Genomic DNA, 14,960 nt, shown 5'->3' with positions numbered 1-14,960 from the left:
TCGGCGGGCGTTTTTTATTGCGCTTCGGTGGAAACTCGAATATGCATGTTCGTGCACGTTTGTTCCTGTTTATGCATGAGTCTCCATGAGTGATCATTTCGTCAGCGAGCGGCAGGCGCTTATCCTCGCGCAGCTACGGCAAAGCGGCCGTGTGCTGGCGCAGGATCTTGCGCAGAACTTCGGCGTTTCCGAAGACACGGTGCGTCGTGACCTGCGTGAGATGGCGGCCCGCGGGGAATGCCTGCGCGTTTATGGCGGGGCGCTGCTTTCCGACAGCAAGACGGTGCCACTGAAGACGCGCATTGCCGAGGATGCGGACCGCAAGGCCATGCTGGCGCGTGCCGCTGTCCCGCTGCTTGAACCCGGCATGGTCGTCTTCATCGATGCCGGCTCCACCAATCTCGCCATCGCACGCGCGATCCCTGCCGGTCTCAACCTGACAGTGGTGACGAATACGCCAGCCATTGCCGCCGAACTGACGGGGCGGGCCAATATCGATCTGGTGCTGATCGGCGGAAAAGTCGATCCGGCTGTAGGTGCGGCTATCGACGCCATGGCGCTTCGGCAGCTCGAACTGATGCGGCCCGATCTTTGCATTCTCGGTGTGTGCGGCGTTGCGGCCGAGACGGGTCTGTCGGCGGATGTTTTTGAAGATGCGGTGTTCAAGCGGCTTGCCTGCAGCGCTAGCCAGCGGATCGTCGCAGCGATTACCACGGAAAAGCTCGGCCATAAGGCTGCTTTCCATGTGCATGATTTTTCTCCACCTCTTTCCCTCGTGCTGGAGCAGGATGCCGACCGCGTATTCGTCGAGGCGCTGTCGGCAAAGGGCGTACAGATTCATTGCGGCGATGAAGACGCCGCCCGATTTTCCCACGGTCAAGTCTGAAGGATATTGCCGATGAATGGCCCCACGACATTTTCGCCGACAGGCATGCGTTCGTCCTATCTGACACGGCACAGGCTGGGCGTTTCCCTGTTGTTCCTGATGAATGGCTTCATGATGGGGTCATGGGCGCCCAAGATTCCGGAATTTGCGGCGCGTCTTTCCCTCAGTGAAAGTGCGCTTGGCCTCATCATTCTGGTTTTCGGCATTGGCTCGCTGGTTTTCATGCCGATTGCCGGTTCGCAGATCGCCCGTTTCGGCTCGCGCACGGTGAGCCTTGTCACCGCCGCGATCTTTCTGCCGACGCTGCTTTTCATTTCCTGGGCCGGCACGGTGTGGGCGGGGGTGATCGCGGTATTTCTGTTCGGCGGGCTGACGGGGGCGATGGATGTCGCCATGAACGCCAATGCCGTGGCGGTGGAACGGGATATGCGCCGCGCCATCATGTCGTCGTGCCATGCCTTCTGGAGCCTCGGCGGTCTGATCGGCGCTGGTCTTGGCGGTTATCTCATCACGGCGATCGGTGTGCAGGGGCATGCCGTTGCGCTGACGGTCATTGCGCTGGTGTTGCTGGTCATTGCATGGCCGCGGGTTCTCGCGGATCGCCCGCATCCTGAGGAGGAACGCCCGAAAGGCGGCCTGCCGTTGACGCCGCTGCCCTGGATCATTGGCCTGATGGCATTATTCTCGATGATTCCGGAAGGCGCCATCCTCGATTGGGGTGCCCTTTATCTGCGCAACGAACTGGGCGCTTCCGTCTCGCAGTCCGGTTTCGCTTTCGCGGCATTTTCCATGACCATGGCGATCATGCGGTTTGCCGGCGATCTGGTGCGTGACAGGTTCGGGGCGGTCCGAACCCTGCGTTTCTGCTCGGTCATGTCGATCACCGGTCTTCTGATTGCCGGCCTTGCGGGAAATTCCACTTTCGTGATTATCGGTTTCGCCATTGCCGGTATCGGTATTTCCAACATGGTGCCGATCGCCTTTTCGGCGGCGGGCAATATGCCGGGACTGGCGCCTGGCATCGGCCTTTCGGTCGTCACCACCATGGGTTATTCCGGCATTCTGGTAGCGCCCTCGGCGATCGGCTTCATCGCTGAACATACCGGTCTTGCCAGCGTGTTTCTCGCTCTGCCGCTGCTGCATGTGGTCGTTCTGCTACTTTCACGGCTCGCCCGGCATGCTGATGGTGCGGGCAAGGAATAGGCGTCTCGAATTTTGCCATGATTGCGGTAAAGTAGAAGCTCCAGCGCGTTGGGTGTTGACAAGGAGGCCCCCTTGTTTCACCTCAATTGCCAGACCTTGCCGCAAGCTCCAGAGACCGCCATGACGTCACATGCCGATTACGATCCGAAGCCCCGCCGCGCATCCGTCGCCGTAGACGTGGGCGGTGTCATCGTCGGTGGCGGTGCGCCCGTCGTCGTGCAGTCGATGACCAATACCGATACGGCTGACATCGACGCCACCGTGCAGCAGGTGGCGGCGCTTTTCCAGGCCGGTTCGGAAATGGTGCGCATCACCGTCGACCGCGATGAGAGCGCTGCCGCCGTGCCGAAAATCCGCGAGCGGCTGCTGCGTCTCGGCATGGATGTGCCGCTGATCGGCGATTTCCATTATATCGGTCACAAGCTTCTCGCCGATCACCCTGCCTGTGCCGAGGCGCTGGCGAAATACCGCATCAATCCCGGCAATGTCGGCTTCAAGGACAAGAAGGACAAGCAGTTCGGCGAGATCGTCGAAATGGCGATCCGATACGACAAGCCGGTGCGAATCGGCGTCAACTGGGGGTCGCTCGATCAGGAATTGCTGACGACCCTGATGGACAAGAACAAGGAGCAGGGCTTCCCTCTCTCCGCCCGTCAGGTCACGCGCGAGGCGATCGTGCAGTCGGCGTTGATTTCCGCCGAGCTTGCCGAAGAGATCGGCCTGCCACGTAACCGCATCATCCTGTCGGCCAAGGTCAGCCAGGTGCAGGACCTCATCGCCGTTTATTCGATGCTGTCGGAACGCTCCGACCACGCCCTGCATCTCGGTCTCACCGAAGCGGGCATGGGCTCGAAGGGCATCGTCGCTTCATCCGCCGCCATGGGTTACGTGTTGCAGCATGGTATTGGCGATACGATCCGCGTTTCGTTGACGCCGGAGCCGAATGGCGACCGCACCCGCGAGGTACAGGTGGCGCAGGAATTGCTGCAGGTCATGGGTTTCCGTCAGTTCATTCCGGTCGTTGCGGCATGTCCCGGCTGCGGGCGCACCACGTCCACCGTCTTCCAGGAACTTGCCCAGAATATCCAGAACGATATTCGCAAGAACATGCCGATCTGGCGTGAGAAATATCCTGGTGTCGAGGCGCTCAATGTCGCCGTCATGGGTTGCATCGTTAATGGCCCCGGTGAAAGCAAACATGCCGATATCGGCATTTCGTTACCCGGAACCGGCGAAAGCCCCGCAGCGCCCGTCTTCATCGACGGAGAGAAGGCGCTGACCCTGCGTGGACCCAATATCGCCGCCGATTTTGAAGCGCTTGTGATCGATTACATCGAAAAGCGTTTTGGCCGGAAAGATGCGGCGGAGTAAAGAGTACCGTGAAAAGGCCGGAATTCCACTGTCATACCTCCTGAACCTCTCGGAGCATCAAAACACATGATCAAAAAAATCGCGATCGTCGCCCTTTGCGGGACCTATCTTTCCGCCTGCACCACCACCGATCCCTATACGGGTGAGCAGAAGATGTCGAACACCGCCGGCGGTGCCGGCATCGGCGCCGTGGTCGGTGCTCTGGGTGGTCTGGCTGTCGGCGGTTCGCCGACCGGTCGCCGCAATGCCGCGCTTATCGGCGCGGGCATCGGCGCGCTCGCCGGCGGCGCTATCGGCAATTACATGGATGGTCAGGAAGCCGAGCTTCGCGCCCAGCTTCAGGGAACGGGTGTTTCGGTTACTCGCCGCGGCGACAGCATCGTTCTCAACATGCCGTCGAACATCACCTTCGCGACGGACCAGGATCAGGTCATTCCGCCATTCTACCCGACGCTCGATTCTGTCGCCATTGTGCTGAACAAGTTCAACCGCACGCTCATCGACATCAACGGCCACACCGATTCCACCGGCAGCCTGCAGCATAACCAGGCGCTTTCCGAGCGTCGCGCCGCATCGGTTGCGAATTATATCGGCGCGCGCGGCGTCGACCAGCGCCGTATTTCGACGCTCGGCTTCGGCCCGTCGCAGCCGATCGCCTCGAATGCAACGTCTGACGGTCGCGCCCAGAACCGTCGCGTCGAAGTGCTGATTTCGCCGCTCAAGGGCTGATTGGATGATGGGAAGCTGAGAGGAGAACCGGCTCAGCTTTTCCGTTCAGCGGTGAATCTTGCGGCCGCGATGAGAATCGCGGCCTTTTCGCCATAGGGAGCCAGCAGTTCCGCAGCTTCCGCCACCTGCTCCTGCAGCTTGCGGCGCGCCCAGTCTTCGCCGCGCAATGCCACGAGCGTTCCCTTGCCGCGCGCGGCATCCTTGCCGGTCGCCTTGCCCATGGTGGCGGCGTCGGCCGTCAAATCCAGAAGATCGTCGGCAAGCTGGAAGGCGAGGCCGATCTTTTCGCCGAAGTGACGCAACCTTTGCCTTTCGGAAACATCGCTTCCGGCGATGATTGCGCCCGCTTCGCAGGCAAAACGCAGCAGTGCGCCAGTTTTCATAGCTTGCAATGTAATGACGCCGGCCTCATCCGGCGCTGTCTTTTCAGCAGCGAGATCGAGGGCCTGGCCGCCGGCCATGCCGCCGATGCCCGCTGCGCGGGCAAGCGAAAGCACGAGCGCGGCCTTGCGTTCGGCCGCGAGCGGATTTTCGTCCGAGGCGATGATATCAAAGGCAAGCGTCAGCAGGCTGTCGCCGGCGAGAATAGCGGTCGCCTCATCGAATTTGCGATGCACCGTCGGCTGGCCGCGGCGCAGGTCGTCGTCGTCCATGGCCGGCAGATCGTCATGAACAAGCGAATAACAATGGAGGCATTCCAGCGCGGCGCCAACATAATGGGCAGCTTCGGCATTTCCGCCCGCAAGGGCGGCACTTTCGATGACGAGGAAGGGTCGCAGGCGTTTGCCGCCGTTCAGCACGCCATGGCGCATGGCGTCGAGCAGGTTTTGCGGGCGCGTGATCTCGTCTGCGCGTGCTTCGCCGGAAAGCAGGCGGCCAAGCAGGGCTTCGGTTTTAGCCGCGTTCTCGCGCAGCTTCGTTTCGAAATTTGTCATCGCAGCGTCCATGCCGCGCTCTTTGGCATGCCGCGCGAATGCAGGCAAACCTTTTCGTGATTCCAGAGGCGCAACTATTTGACCGGACTCGCCTTGAAGGCGGCAATGGACTATGAAAGGCTTCAACTGGTGCGGGGCTTTGACGAATATTGAGCAGTACGCCTGAAAGCGACGCAGATTACGCCGTGCTGGCGGAAGACCGGAGCAGTCCGAAGGTGGATTTTCGCACGTTGGCAAAGCGCATCATCATGACCTTGCTGGCTTTGCTGATCCTGCCCTATCTGCTGATCCCGGTCTATGCACTGCCGTTTTTCCGTCCGGTCTCGACGCTGATGCTCGCCGATCTGGTGACCTTTCAGGGTTATGACAGACGCTGGGTGCCGCTCGAGGATATTTCCCCGCGCCTTGTTCAATCGGTGATGATGTCCGAGGACGGGCAATTCTGTTTCCATGGCGGCGTGGACTGGAACCAGATGCAGTCCGTGGTCAGCAATGCGCTCGACGGGGCCTCCACCCGTGGCGCGAGCACCATTCCGATGCAGACGGCCAAGAACCTGTTCCTCTGGAACGGCCGCTCTTTCCTGCGCAAGGGGCTGGAATTGCCGCTGGCGATCGCCGCCGATTTCGTCTGGTCCAAAAAACGGATGATGGAGATTTATCTCAACGTTGCCGAATGGGGACCTGGCATCTACGGCATTGAGGCCGCAGCACAGCACCATTTCAAGGTGCCGGCCGCAAAGCTCAGTTCCCGCCAGGCGGCGCTGCTGGCTGTTTCACTACCTAATCCCATCGACCGCGTCGCCAGCAAGCCGGGACGCGGATTGCAACGGCTTGCCGGCCTTATCGAGCGTCGCGCTCGCGCCTCCGGCGGCTATGTCGGCTGCGTGCTGGACTGACCCTAGCGCGCTGGTTCAGCCTTTCTTGAAAATATAGTCGGTTTCCTGACGCAGCGTTTCGCCCGGCCGCAGGATTGCATGCGGAAAATCCGGGTGATTGACGGCGTCTGGCCAAATCTGCGTTTCCAGGCAGAAACCCGCAAAGGGGCCGTAGTGACGGCCATCGAGGCCGGGAACCGGGACGTCCAGTTTAAAGGCCGAATAAAGCTGTACACCGGGTTCGGTGGTGTGAACCTCAAGAGCGATATCGGAGGCCGGCGAATAGGCGCGGGCGACCTTGCGCTTGGCGCGACGTTCGGGCGAAAGGCAGAAATTATGGTCGTAGAGGACCTGCTCGCCATTCTCCTTGCGCCGCATCGGTGTTGTCTGGCGAAGGTCGAACACGGTTCCTTCGACGGAGCGGATTTCGCCCGTCGGTATCTGCTTGTCGTTGGTGGGCAGGTAGAAGTCAGCAGCGATGCTGATCTCATGCCCAAGTGCGGTATCTGCCCCATCGAGATTGAAATAGGAATGCTGGCAGACATTGGCGATGGTCGGCTTGTCGGTCACCGTTTCATAGACCACCGAAAGCACACCGCCGTCGAGGATCGTATAGGTGGCCGTGACCGTGCAATTGCCGGGATAACCGGCGCGGCCATCGGGATCGATTATCTGCAGAATCGCATGGCTTTCGCCATGTTCCATCAGCATCCAGTTGCGTTTGCCCATGCCGTCGCTGCCGCCATGCAGATGGGTTACGCCCTTTTCGTTCAGTTCCAGCTGGTATTCGTGCCCGTCGATCGAGAACCGGCCGTCACCGATACGGTTGGCGTTGCGGCCGGGGGTGGCGCCGAAATAGGAGGAATATTTGTAATCCTCGAACTTGTCGAAGCCGAGCACGAGCGGCGGCTGGTGGCCCTCAAGACGCAGATCCTGAATGACGGCACCCCAGGTGATGACCTTGGCCGTCAGCCCGCCTTTCGAGATGGTGACGCGTTCGACTTTTTCGCCGGTCGCCGTGAAACCGAAATTCTCCCGTGCCGCCTCGTCGCCCATAACATCATTCTCCCGGTTGCCATGAATTGCCGGCGGACGTTGCGTCATTTTCCGGCAATTCGCAATCCCGCAATTCAAAGCATGTCTCCCAAAAGTGTCCTGCGGTTTTGGGATAAAGACATGCTTAAAACAAAGAAGAAAGCGCGTCGCATGCGTTTGACCAAACGCGACGCGCTTTAAGCGGCCAGTTGCCCGATGGCTTCTAGATCATAGGGCGTCGTCTGGTATATCTCGTTGATCCAGTTGCCGAAAAACAGATGGGCATGGCTGCGCCAGCGGTTGAGCGGGGCAAGTTCCGGGTCGTTGTGCGGAAAATAATCATGCGGCAGCTTGATGGGCACGCCGGCATTCGCGTCCCGGAAATACTCGTCCGAAAGCGACGTCGAATCATATTCGACATGGTTGAACATATAGAGCCGGTTGCCCTCCTTCTCATGCACCAGACAAACGCCCATTTCCTCTGACTCCATCAGGATTTCGAGTCTCGGATGTTTTTCGATATCGGCGCGGCGTACTTCAGTCCAGCGCGAGACAGGAACCTGGAAATCATCCGAAAAGCCGTTCAGGTAGATCGACGAGGGGCAAAGATTGCGGTGACGATAGACCCCGAAAGCCTTTTCCTTCAGTTCGTGCTTCGGCACGCCATGGAAATGATAGATGGCGGCCATCGCCCCCCAGCAGACATTCAGCGTCGAATGGACATTGGTCTGCGTCCATTCGAAAATCTTCTGCATTTCGTTCCAGTAGGTCACGTCTTCATAGGCCAGCGTCTCCACGGGGGCACCGGTAATGATGAAACCGTCAAACTTGCGGTGGCGCACTTCCTCCCACGTCTCGTAGAAGGACAGGAGATGCTCTTCCGGCGTGTTCTTGGCGCGATGGCCGCCGATCCGCACCAGCGACAGTTCCACCTGCAGCGGCGAAGCGCCGACGAGGCGTGCCATCTGGATTTCCGTCTTGATCTTGTTCGGCATGAGGTTGAGAAGCCCGATCTGGAGCGGGCGGATATCCTGCCGGATAGCAGCCGTTTCGGTCATGACCCGCACGCCCTCGTGAACGAGGGTCTCAAAAGCGGGAAGCGTATCGGGAATCTTGATCGGCATGTCGAACTCTCTTTTCCGGATCACGTAAAGAACGTTGCGAAAACAAAAAAACCGGCAGCGAAATCGCGACCGGTCCCAGGAAATTGCCTTTTTCCTCGACCCTTTAGCGACTTCTTTAAAGTGGCTGCAAGCCGGTCGGCAAATCACCACTGAGGCGTTTCATAATCCCGAAGCCGGCGAAAATCAATATAGGCTGATTTCATCGGGGTTTCGGCTTTCCATTTTTGGCCGAGGTGCGGTAAGGCAGGGCATGGATAAAGAGCGTTTCACCATTCTGCTTGGCGGCGATGTCACGGTGACCGATCGTCTGAAAGAGGCGGTCGCGGATAGCCGTGTGATTGCGGCCGATGGCGGCATGCGCCATGCCCGGCCGCTTGGCCTTGCGCCGGAGCTGTGGGTCGGGGATTTCGATTCCGCCAGCAAAGAGTTGCTGGACGCCTGGCCAGATGTGGCGCGGCAGCCGTACCCGGCCGCAAAGGCGGTGACGGATGGCGAGATCGCGGTATCGGAAGCTCTCTCCCGTGGAGCGCATTCGCTGGTGCTTGTCGGTGCGCTTGGAGGCGAGAGAAGCGACCATGCGCTGCAGCACCTTCTTTACGCGGTGGCGCTGGCCGAACGTGGTATCGACGTTACGCTGACGTCAGGTGAAGAAGAGGCCCGGCCGCTGCTTCCCGGTTTGCTGGATGTCGATCTGCCGCCCGCTTCGCTGTTTTCTGTTGCCGGATTTACCGCCCTTGCGGGGCTTGATATCGGCAATGTGCGTTATCCGCTGAAGGATTTCGCGCTTGCTTTCGGCTCCTCCCGCACTATTTCCAATGTCGCGAATGGCGGCCCCGTGCATTTCTCGCTGAAAAGCGGAAAAGCCATCGTGCTCGCCCGCCCTTATGATCTGACCGGAGCCTGACACCTTGGCACCCCCAATTTTGAAACTCGATGACATCAAGCTGACCTTCGGCGTGACCCCGCTGCTCGATGGCGCCAATCTCCAGGTAGAGCCGGGCGATCGCATCTGCCTTGTCGGGCGCAACGGTTCGGGCAAGTCGACGCTGATGAAGATCGCTGCGGGTCTCGTTGAAGCGCAGTCGGGTGAGGTTTTCCGGCATCCGTCCGCGACCATCCGTTATCTGGAACAGGCGCCGGATTTCAACGGTTACGACACCGTGCAGGCCTATGCCGAGGCTGGGCTCGGACCCGGCGACGATCCCTATCGCGTCACCTATCTTCTTGAGCATCTCGGCCTCACGGGGCAGGAACATCCGGCAAGCCTTTCCGGCGGTGAGGCGCGACGTGCGGCCCTTGCCCGCGTGATGGCGCCGGAACCTGATATCCTGATGCTCGACGAACCCACCAACCATCTGGATCTGCCGACCATCGAATGGCTTGAGAGCGATTTGCAGCAGAGGCGCAGCGCGCTGGTGCTGATTTCGCACGACCGCCGTTTTCTCGAAAAAGTCTCGACTTCGACCGTCTGGCTCGATCGTGGCCAGTCCCGCCGTCTTAATCGCGGCTTTGCCCATTTCGAGGAATGGCGCGACAAGGTGCTGGAAGAGGAAGAGCTGGAGCAGCACAAGCTCGGCAAGGCCATCGAACGCGAAGAACACTGGATGCGTTATGGCGTGACCGCGAGACGCAAGCGCAACATGCGCCGCGTCGGTGAGCTTCAGGCCATGCGCGCGGAATATCGCGGCCATAAGGGGCCGCAGGGCACGGTGCAGGCGACCGTCACCGAAGGGCGCGAATCCGGCAAGCTGGTCATCGAGGCCGAGGCCATCACCAAGGCCTACGGCGAGCGCGTGATCGTCGCGCCGTTTTCGCTGCGTGTCCATCGCGGGGATTGCATCGGCTTCGTCGGCCCCAATGGCGCCGGTAAAACCACGCTTCTGAAGATGCTCACCGGCCAGCTTGAGCCCGATAGCGGCATGGTGAAGCTCGGCACCAATCTGGAGATCGCGACGCTCGACCAGAAACGTGAGGATCTCAATCCCAACGATACGCTCGCGCATTATCTGACCGATGGTCGCGGCGAAAACCTGCTGGTCAACGGCGAATTGAAGCATGTGACGGGCTATATGAAGGATTTCCTGTTCCAGCCGGAACAGGCCCGTACGCCGATCCGCAACCTTTCCGGCGGCGAGCGCGCGCGCCTTATTCTGGCACGCATCCTGGCGCGGCCGACCAATCTTCTGATCCTCGATGAGCCGACCAACGATCTCGATATCGAAACGCTCGATCTTTTGCAGGAAATCGTCGCTGGATTTTCCGGCACGGTCATTCTCGTCAGCCACGACCGCGATTTCCTTGACCGCACCGTCACCTCCACCATCGCCCCGGTCAATCCGGACCAGCCGGATGGACGATGGATCGAATATGCCGGTGGCTATTCGGACATGATGGCGCAGCGCAAGGGTGCTGCGGAAGAAAAACGCAAGGCTGAGAAGCAGGAAAAAGCGAAGGCCGCACCTTCGGCCTCCGCGTCGCAGGATCCTTCAAAGGCCAAGGGCAAGCTTTCCTTCAAGCAGAAATTCGCGCTCGAAAATCTTCCGAAGGAGATGGAAAAGGCGCAAGGCGAAATCGCCAAGCGCGAGGAGCGCATGGCTGATCCTAATCTCTTCACCAAGGATCCGGCCACTTTCAACACGCTGGCGAAGGAAATGACGAAGCTGCGTGAAAAGCTCGAGACCATGGAAGAAGAATGGCTGGAGCTGGAGATGCTGCGCGAGGAACTGGAAGGCTGAAGGCCGCAGGCCCCTCGTTTGATCGCCCCCTCCTTCGGTCTTTGACAGAAAAGCGGAATTGCCGTTCTATGCCGGTTCGTTTGGAGGAGTTGTGAAAATGCGCATGATTTTCGTCAATCTGCCGGTCAAGAATATCGAGAAATCAAGAAGCTTCTTCACGGCTCTCGGTTTCAGCTTCAATCCGGAATATTCTGACGACCGCACGCTCTGCATGATCGTGGAAGAAAACATCTTCGTGATGCTTCTTCAGGAAGGGCGTTTCCGCGATTTCATCAACGGCGACATCGCCGATGCGACGCGCACCACCGAGGTTCTGACGTGTCTCACGGCGGGAAGCCGCGACGAAATCGACCGGATGATCGCAACGGCGCTTGCCTCCGGTGGCAGTGATTGGAAACCCGTGCAGGATCACGGCTTCATGTATGCCGGCAGCTTTCAGGATCCCGACGGGCACGTCTGGGAGCTGGTGCATATGACGGAGCAGGGCTGACGGCGGCCATCTTGCCAAGCAGTGACGACGGGACTACACCATCATCTTGATCTAACGGGGTGTCTTTTGCGCTTGCGTGCAAAAGGCTGAGAGGCTTGCCAACCCGAAGAACCTGATCCGGTTCATACCGGCGGAGGGATTAGACGGCTTCAAGGCAGGCGGCTATTTCCCTTTTTGTTTTGAGGAGATACCCGTGCGCCGTCGTCTTTTCCTGAATTCCCTTGTTGCCGCTTCGCTGTTCCTGCCCGGTCTTGCCGCCGCGCATGACAAGCAAGAATTGACAGTCTATACCTATGAGAGCTTCGTTTCCGAATGGGGTCCCGGTCCCAAGGTAAAAGAAGCTTTCGAGAAGGTCTGCGGTTGCACGGTCAATTTCGTCGGTGTTGCGGATGGTGTGGCGCTTCTTAACCGTCTGAAGCTTGAAGGCGCAGGGTCCAGGGCGGATGTGGTCGTTGGTCTCGACACCAATCTTGTTGCCGAGGCGAAACAGACCGGTCTTTTTGATGTCAGCGGCGTCGATGCGTCGGCCGCCAAGGTGCCGGGCGGTTACAGGGACGATGTTTTCGTGCCTTACGACTACGGGCATTTTGCCGTCATCTATGACACGCAGACGGTGAAGAACCCACCGGCGAGCCTGAAAGAGCTGGTGGAAGGCGACCCCTCGCAGAAGATCGCCATTCAGGACCCGCGCACCTCCACGCCGGGGCTCGGCCTGCTGTTGTGGGTAAAATCGGTCTACGGTGACAAGGCCCCGGAAGCATGGGCAAAGCTCAGGAAGCGCATTCTCACCGTCACGCCGGGCTGGTCGGAATCCTACGGCCTTTTCACCAAGGGGGAGGTGCCGATGGTGCTCTCCTACACCACCTCGCCCGCCTATCATATGGTCGCCGAAAAAACGGATCGTTATCAGGCCGCGGCTTTTTCCGAAGGGCATTATATCCAGATCGAAGTGTCCGGCCTTCTCAAAAACGCGCCGCACAAGGAGCTGGCAAAGCAGTTCCTCGCTTTCACGCTGACATCAGGTTTTCAGGATGCCATTCCGGAAAACAATTGGATGATGCCGGTTGCGGCAACGTCCAATCCCTTGCCGGAGGCTTTTTCCAAACTCGTGGTGCCGCAGAAGACTTTCCTGATGGATCCGGAAGAGGTGGCGAAGAACCGCAAGGCGTGGATCGATGAATGGCTCGCGGCCATGAGCATGAATTGAGGAAGAGGCACGCCCGCACATGATGCTGCGTCGCGATTATCGGCGATCGATCATTTTCGGAACGGCGGCTTTTGCCGCCGTTTTCCTATTCATGGCGCTCGCCGTTGCGGCCCTCCTGTCTTTTGATGCGGGCGCGTCTGCTGCCGGTATCATGGATGCCTATACGCTGCGCATCCTGCGTTTCACGCTTTATCAGGCAACGCTTTCCCCCCTTCTTTCCATTGTTCTTGGCCTGCCGGTGGCGCTGGCGCTTTCCCGGCGACGCGAGTTTCCGGGAAGGATCTGGATCATCAGGCTGATGGCGGTGCCGATGGGTCTGCCTGTCATCGTTGGCGCCTTCGGCATCATCACCATCTGGGGCAGGCAGGGTGTTTTGAATACGGCCCTCGTTTTTGCCGGTGCGGATGAACCTTTCAGCATTTACGGCCTTTCCGGCATCCTTATCGCCCATGTGTTTTTCAATCTGCCGCTTTCGGTCCGGCTGATGCTGGCCGGGCTTGAACGTATTCCAGGCGAATATTGGCGCATGGCGGCAAGCCTCGGCATGGGGCCGGTCTCGGTTTTCCGTTTTATCGAATGGCCGGCGGTCGCGCGTCTCGTTCCCGGCATTGCCGGGCTTATCTTCATGTTGTGCGCCACCAGCTTCACGCTCGTGCTTCTTTTAGGCGGCGGGCCGGCAGCCACGACACTGGAGGTGGCGATCTATCAGGCGCTGCGGTTCGATTTCGATCCGCAGCGGGCGATTGCGCTTTCGGTTTTGCAGATTGCCCTCACCGCAATTCTGCTCGGCCTTCTCGCCTTTTTGCCGTCGCCCGAAGCGGAAATCCCTTCGCTTGGTCGTTCCCTTCGCCGTTTCGACGGCAAGGGCGTCGGCGCCCGTTTGTGGGATGGGGCGGCCATTGTCTTCGCTATTCTGCTGATCGGCCTGCCGCTTGTCGCCATAGCTGTCTCGGGTTTGAGTGCCGATCTGCCGCGTCTTCTGTCTGCGCCGATTTTTCTGCGCGCGGCGGCGACCAGCCTTGCAATCGCCGCGCTTTCCGCAGCCCTTGTCGTGCTCTGCTGCATGGCGATCATCGGCGCGCGCCAGGCGGTAGGCTCCAGACGGCAGGTGGGGCAGCCTCTGCGCTTGCTCTCCGCCATGCTTGGGGCGGGGTCTTCGTTGGTGCTCTTGGTGCCGCCTGTCGTGTTGGGAAGCGGGTGGTTCCTGTTATTGCGGGTTTTCGGTGATGTCAGCTTCTATGCTCCCGTTCTCGTGGCGCTTATCAATATGTTGATGGCTTTGCCGCTTGCCATGCGGGTGCTGGAGCCGGCCTTCACCAGTCATTTTTCACGCACCGGCCGGCTTTCCGCCAGTCTCGGGCTTCAGGGCCTCACGCGGCTGCGGTTTGCCGATCTGCCGGTTCTGTGGCGGTCGCTGGCTATGGCGTTTTCATTCGCCATGGCCCTGTCGCTCGGCGATTTAGGCGCGGTTGCCCTGTTCGGCTCGGAAAATTTCGTCACCCTGCCGTGGCTGGTCTATAGCAATATGGGCAGCTACCGCACCAATGATGCCGCCGGTTATGCCTTCCTTCTCGGCATCGTCTGCCTGCTGCTTGCCGCAGGCGGCGTTTCACGGCAGTCCCAATCAGCAAGGGCGAGCATATGACAGGCGATGATTTTGCCGTTGAACTGGACAAGGTCAGGCTACGGCTTGGAACACAGGATTTCGAACTTGATTGTTCGTTCCCTAAGGGGCAGATAACCGCCGTTGTCGGGGCATCCGGCTCGGGAAAATCCACGCTTCTCAATCTCGTCGCCGGTTTCGAGGAACCGGATTCCGGGCGCGTGATGATCGGCGGGCAGGACATGACCGCGCTTGATCCTTCGGAAAGACCGGTCTCATCAATCTTTCAGGATAATAATCTTTTCGCCCATCTCGATATCTTCACCAATGTCGCTCTCGGTGTCAGCCCCGGGCTGAAATTGCGGGTGGAAGACCGGCAAGAGATTGAGATGGCCCTCGTCCGTGTCGGTCTTGCGGGTTTCGACAAACGCTTGCCGGGCACGCTTTCCGGTGGAGAAAGACAGAGGGCGGCGCTGGCGCGCGCGCTGGTCAGGAAAAAACCTGTCATGTTGCTCGACGAACCTTTCGCGGCACTCGATCCGGGATTGCGGGCGGGCATGACCTCCCTGCTTCTCGACTTGCACGCCGAAACAAAAAACACGGTGATTATTGTCACCCACCATCCCGAAGACATAAAGAAGCTGGCGCAGCGGGTGGTGTTTCTTGAACGCGGCCGTGTTGTCTATACCGGTTCGACCGCAGATTTCTTCGCCACACAAAATGTGAAGGCGGTCGACAGTTTTCTGAACGGGTGATCGCCTTATTTT

14 protein-coding genes and 2 riboswitches are annotated in these 14,960 nt (G+C 59.4%); of the genes, 11 read left to right on the top strand and 3 right to left on the bottom strand.

From position 1 onward, the window contains the following. Positions 1 to 85 precede the first annotated feature (85 nt). From MRBLRC7O_RS11885 to MRBLRC7O_RS11870, 4 genes are all read left to right on the top strand, one after another. Positions 86 to 886: a DeoR/GlpR family DNA-binding transcription regulator gene (locus tag MRBLRC7O_RS11885; RefSeq protein ID WP_003505138.1), complete on the top strand. Its 801-nt coding sequence runs from the start codon at positions 86 to 88 to the stop codon at positions 884 to 886. A 12-nt stretch (positions 887 to 898) separates the two neighbouring features. Continuing rightward, positions 899 to 2,089, top strand: a complete 1,191-nt coding sequence (locus MRBLRC7O_RS11880) for an MFS transporter (RefSeq protein ID WP_003505136.1) — start codon at positions 899 to 901, stop codon at positions 2,087 to 2,089. Positions 2,090 to 2,209: 120 nt separating this feature from the next. Further along, entirely contained in the window at positions 2,210 to 3,460 is a 1,251-nt protein-coding gene (ispG, locus tag MRBLRC7O_RS11875; protein ID WP_003505135.1) for a flavodoxin-dependent (E)-4-hydroxy-3-methylbut-2-enyl-diphosphate synthase, read from the top strand. Between the two features lie 66 nt (positions 3,461 to 3,526). Then, positions 3,527 to 4,189, top strand: a complete 663-nt coding sequence (locus MRBLRC7O_RS11870; RefSeq protein WP_003505133.1) for a YiaD family glycine zipper/OmpA-like lipoprotein — start codon at positions 3,527 to 3,529, stop codon at positions 4,187 to 4,189. A 32-nt stretch (positions 4,190 to 4,221) separates the two neighbouring features. Here MRBLRC7O_RS11870 and MRBLRC7O_RS11865 read toward each other — a convergent pair whose 3' ends face one another. Beyond that, positions 4,222 to 5,136, bottom strand: coding sequence for a polyprenyl synthetase family protein (locus tag MRBLRC7O_RS11865; RefSeq protein ID WP_080866480.1), 915 nt, complete (start codon positions 5,134 to 5,136; stop codon positions 4,222 to 4,224). Positions 5,137 to 5,273: 137 nt separating this feature from the next. Here MRBLRC7O_RS11865 and mtgA point away from each other — a divergent pair, with 137 nt between their 5' ends. Beyond that, on the top strand, positions 5,274 to 6,020 hold the full coding sequence (gene mtgA, locus MRBLRC7O_RS11860) for a monofunctional biosynthetic peptidoglycan transglycosylase (protein ID WP_020010807.1): 747 nt from the start codon (positions 5,274 to 5,276) through the stop codon (positions 6,018 to 6,020). 15 nt (positions 6,021 to 6,035) lie between these two features. On the opposite strand, the gene MRBLRC7O_RS11855 is transcribed toward mtgA, so the two are convergent. Together MRBLRC7O_RS11855 and metA are read right to left on the bottom strand one after the other, a co-directional pair. Further along, a complete protein-coding gene (locus MRBLRC7O_RS11855) occupies positions 6,036 to 7,055 on the bottom strand; it encodes an aldose epimerase family protein (protein ID WP_080866479.1) in 1,020 nt (339 codons plus the stop codon). A 176-nt stretch (positions 7,056 to 7,231) separates the two neighbouring features. Then, the gene (gene metA / locus MRBLRC7O_RS11850; protein ID WP_003505125.1) at positions 7,232 to 8,158 is read right to left on the bottom strand and encodes a homoserine O-acetyltransferase MetA; all 927 of its coding nucleotides are present in this window, start codon (positions 8,156 to 8,158) and stop codon (positions 7,232 to 7,234) included. A gap of 83 nt (positions 8,159 to 8,241) precedes the next feature. Continuing rightward, positions 8,242 to 8,318, bottom strand: a riboswitch (SAM riboswitch). A 90-nt stretch (positions 8,319 to 8,408) separates the two neighbouring features. Between metA and MRBLRC7O_RS11845 the strand changes: the two genes are divergently transcribed. The 6 genes from MRBLRC7O_RS11845 to MRBLRC7O_RS11820 all read left to right on the top strand — a co-directional run bounded on the left by MRBLRC7O_RS11845 (position 8,409) and on the right by MRBLRC7O_RS11820 (position 14,948). Further along, positions 8,409 to 9,062, top strand: coding sequence for a thiamine diphosphokinase (locus MRBLRC7O_RS11845; protein WP_003505123.1), 654 nt, complete (start codon positions 8,409 to 8,411; stop codon positions 9,060 to 9,062). 4 nt (positions 9,063 to 9,066) lie between these two features. Continuing rightward, positions 9,067 to 10,893: an ABC-F family ATP-binding cassette domain-containing protein gene (locus tag MRBLRC7O_RS11840; protein WP_060725359.1), complete on the top strand. Its 1,827-nt coding sequence runs from the start codon at positions 9,067 to 9,069 to the stop codon at positions 10,891 to 10,893. A 97-nt stretch (positions 10,894 to 10,990) separates the two neighbouring features. After that, positions 10,991 to 11,383: a VOC family protein gene (locus MRBLRC7O_RS11835; protein WP_003505120.1), complete on the top strand. Its 393-nt coding sequence runs from the start codon at positions 10,991 to 10,993 to the stop codon at positions 11,381 to 11,383. A gap of 45 nt (positions 11,384 to 11,428) precedes the next feature. Continuing rightward, positions 11,429 to 11,539: riboswitch (TPP riboswitch) on the top strand. Positions 11,540 to 11,576: 37 nt separating this feature from the next. Then, positions 11,577 to 12,590 carry a thiamine ABC transporter substrate binding subunit gene (gene thiB, locus MRBLRC7O_RS11830; protein WP_060725360.1) on the top strand — a complete coding sequence of 338 codons (1,014 nt, stop codon included), beginning with the start codon at positions 11,577 to 11,579 and terminating at the stop codon, positions 12,588 to 12,590. A gap of 19 nt (positions 12,591 to 12,609) precedes the next feature. Next, entirely contained in the window at positions 12,610 to 14,235 is a 1,626-nt protein-coding gene (gene thiP / locus MRBLRC7O_RS11825) for a thiamine/thiamine pyrophosphate ABC transporter permease ThiP (protein WP_003505117.1), read from the top strand. Next, positions 14,232 to 14,948, top strand: a complete 717-nt coding sequence (locus MRBLRC7O_RS11820; RefSeq protein ID WP_003505116.1) for a thiamine ABC transporter ATP-binding protein — start codon at positions 14,232 to 14,234, stop codon at positions 14,946 to 14,948. Before thiP ends, MRBLRC7O_RS11820 begins: the two co-directional genes overlap by 4 nt. The last annotated feature ends 12 nt before the right edge of the window (positions 14,949 to 14,960 follow it).

Source organism: Agrobacterium radiobacter (assembly GCF_040801995.1).
GTDB classification, from domain to species: domain Bacteria; phylum Pseudomonadota; class Alphaproteobacteria; order Rhizobiales; family Rhizobiaceae; genus Agrobacterium; species Agrobacterium radiobacter.
This window is presented reverse-complemented; position numbering and strand designations above follow the sequence as displayed.

What these genes read in the sequence shown, in the direction of transcription:
- metA (WP_003505125.1), bottom strand. Translation starts at nt 8,158, where the DNA reads ATGCCGATCAAGATTCCCGATACGCTTCCCGCTTTTGAGACCCTCGTT.
- MRBLRC7O_RS11880 (WP_003505136.1), top strand. Translation starts at nt 899, where the DNA reads ATGAATGGCCCCACGACATTTTCGCCGACAGGCATGCGTTCGTCCTAT.
- MRBLRC7O_RS11845 (WP_003505123.1), top strand. Translation starts at nt 8,409, where the DNA reads ATGGATAAAGAGCGTTTCACCATTCTGCTTGGCGGCGATGTCACGGTG.
- MRBLRC7O_RS11870 (WP_003505133.1), top strand. Translation starts at nt 3,527, where the DNA reads ATGATCAAAAAAATCGCGATCGTCGCCCTTTGCGGGACCTATCTTTCC.
- MRBLRC7O_RS11865 (WP_080866480.1), bottom strand. Translation starts at nt 5,136, where the DNA reads ATGGACGCTGCGATGACAAATTTCGAAACGAAGCTGCGCGAGAACGCG.
- ispG (WP_003505135.1), top strand. Translation starts at nt 2,210, where the DNA reads ATGACGTCACATGCCGATTACGATCCGAAGCCCCGCCGCGCATCCGTC.
- thiP (WP_003505117.1), top strand. Translation starts at nt 12,610, where the DNA reads ATGATGCTGCGTCGCGATTATCGGCGATCGATCATTTTCGGAACGGCG.
- MRBLRC7O_RS11835 (WP_003505120.1), top strand. Translation starts at nt 10,991, where the DNA reads ATGCGCATGATTTTCGTCAATCTGCCGGTCAAGAATATCGAGAAATCA.
- MRBLRC7O_RS11885 (WP_003505138.1), top strand. Translation starts at nt 86, where the DNA reads ATGAGTGATCATTTCGTCAGCGAGCGGCAGGCGCTTATCCTCGCGCAG.
- MRBLRC7O_RS11855 (WP_080866479.1), bottom strand. Translation starts at nt 7,055, where the DNA reads ATGGGCGACGAGGCGGCACGGGAGAATTTCGGTTTCACGGCGACCGGC.
- MRBLRC7O_RS11820 (WP_003505116.1), top strand. Translation starts at nt 14,232, where the DNA reads ATGACAGGCGATGATTTTGCCGTTGAACTGGACAAGGTCAGGCTACGG.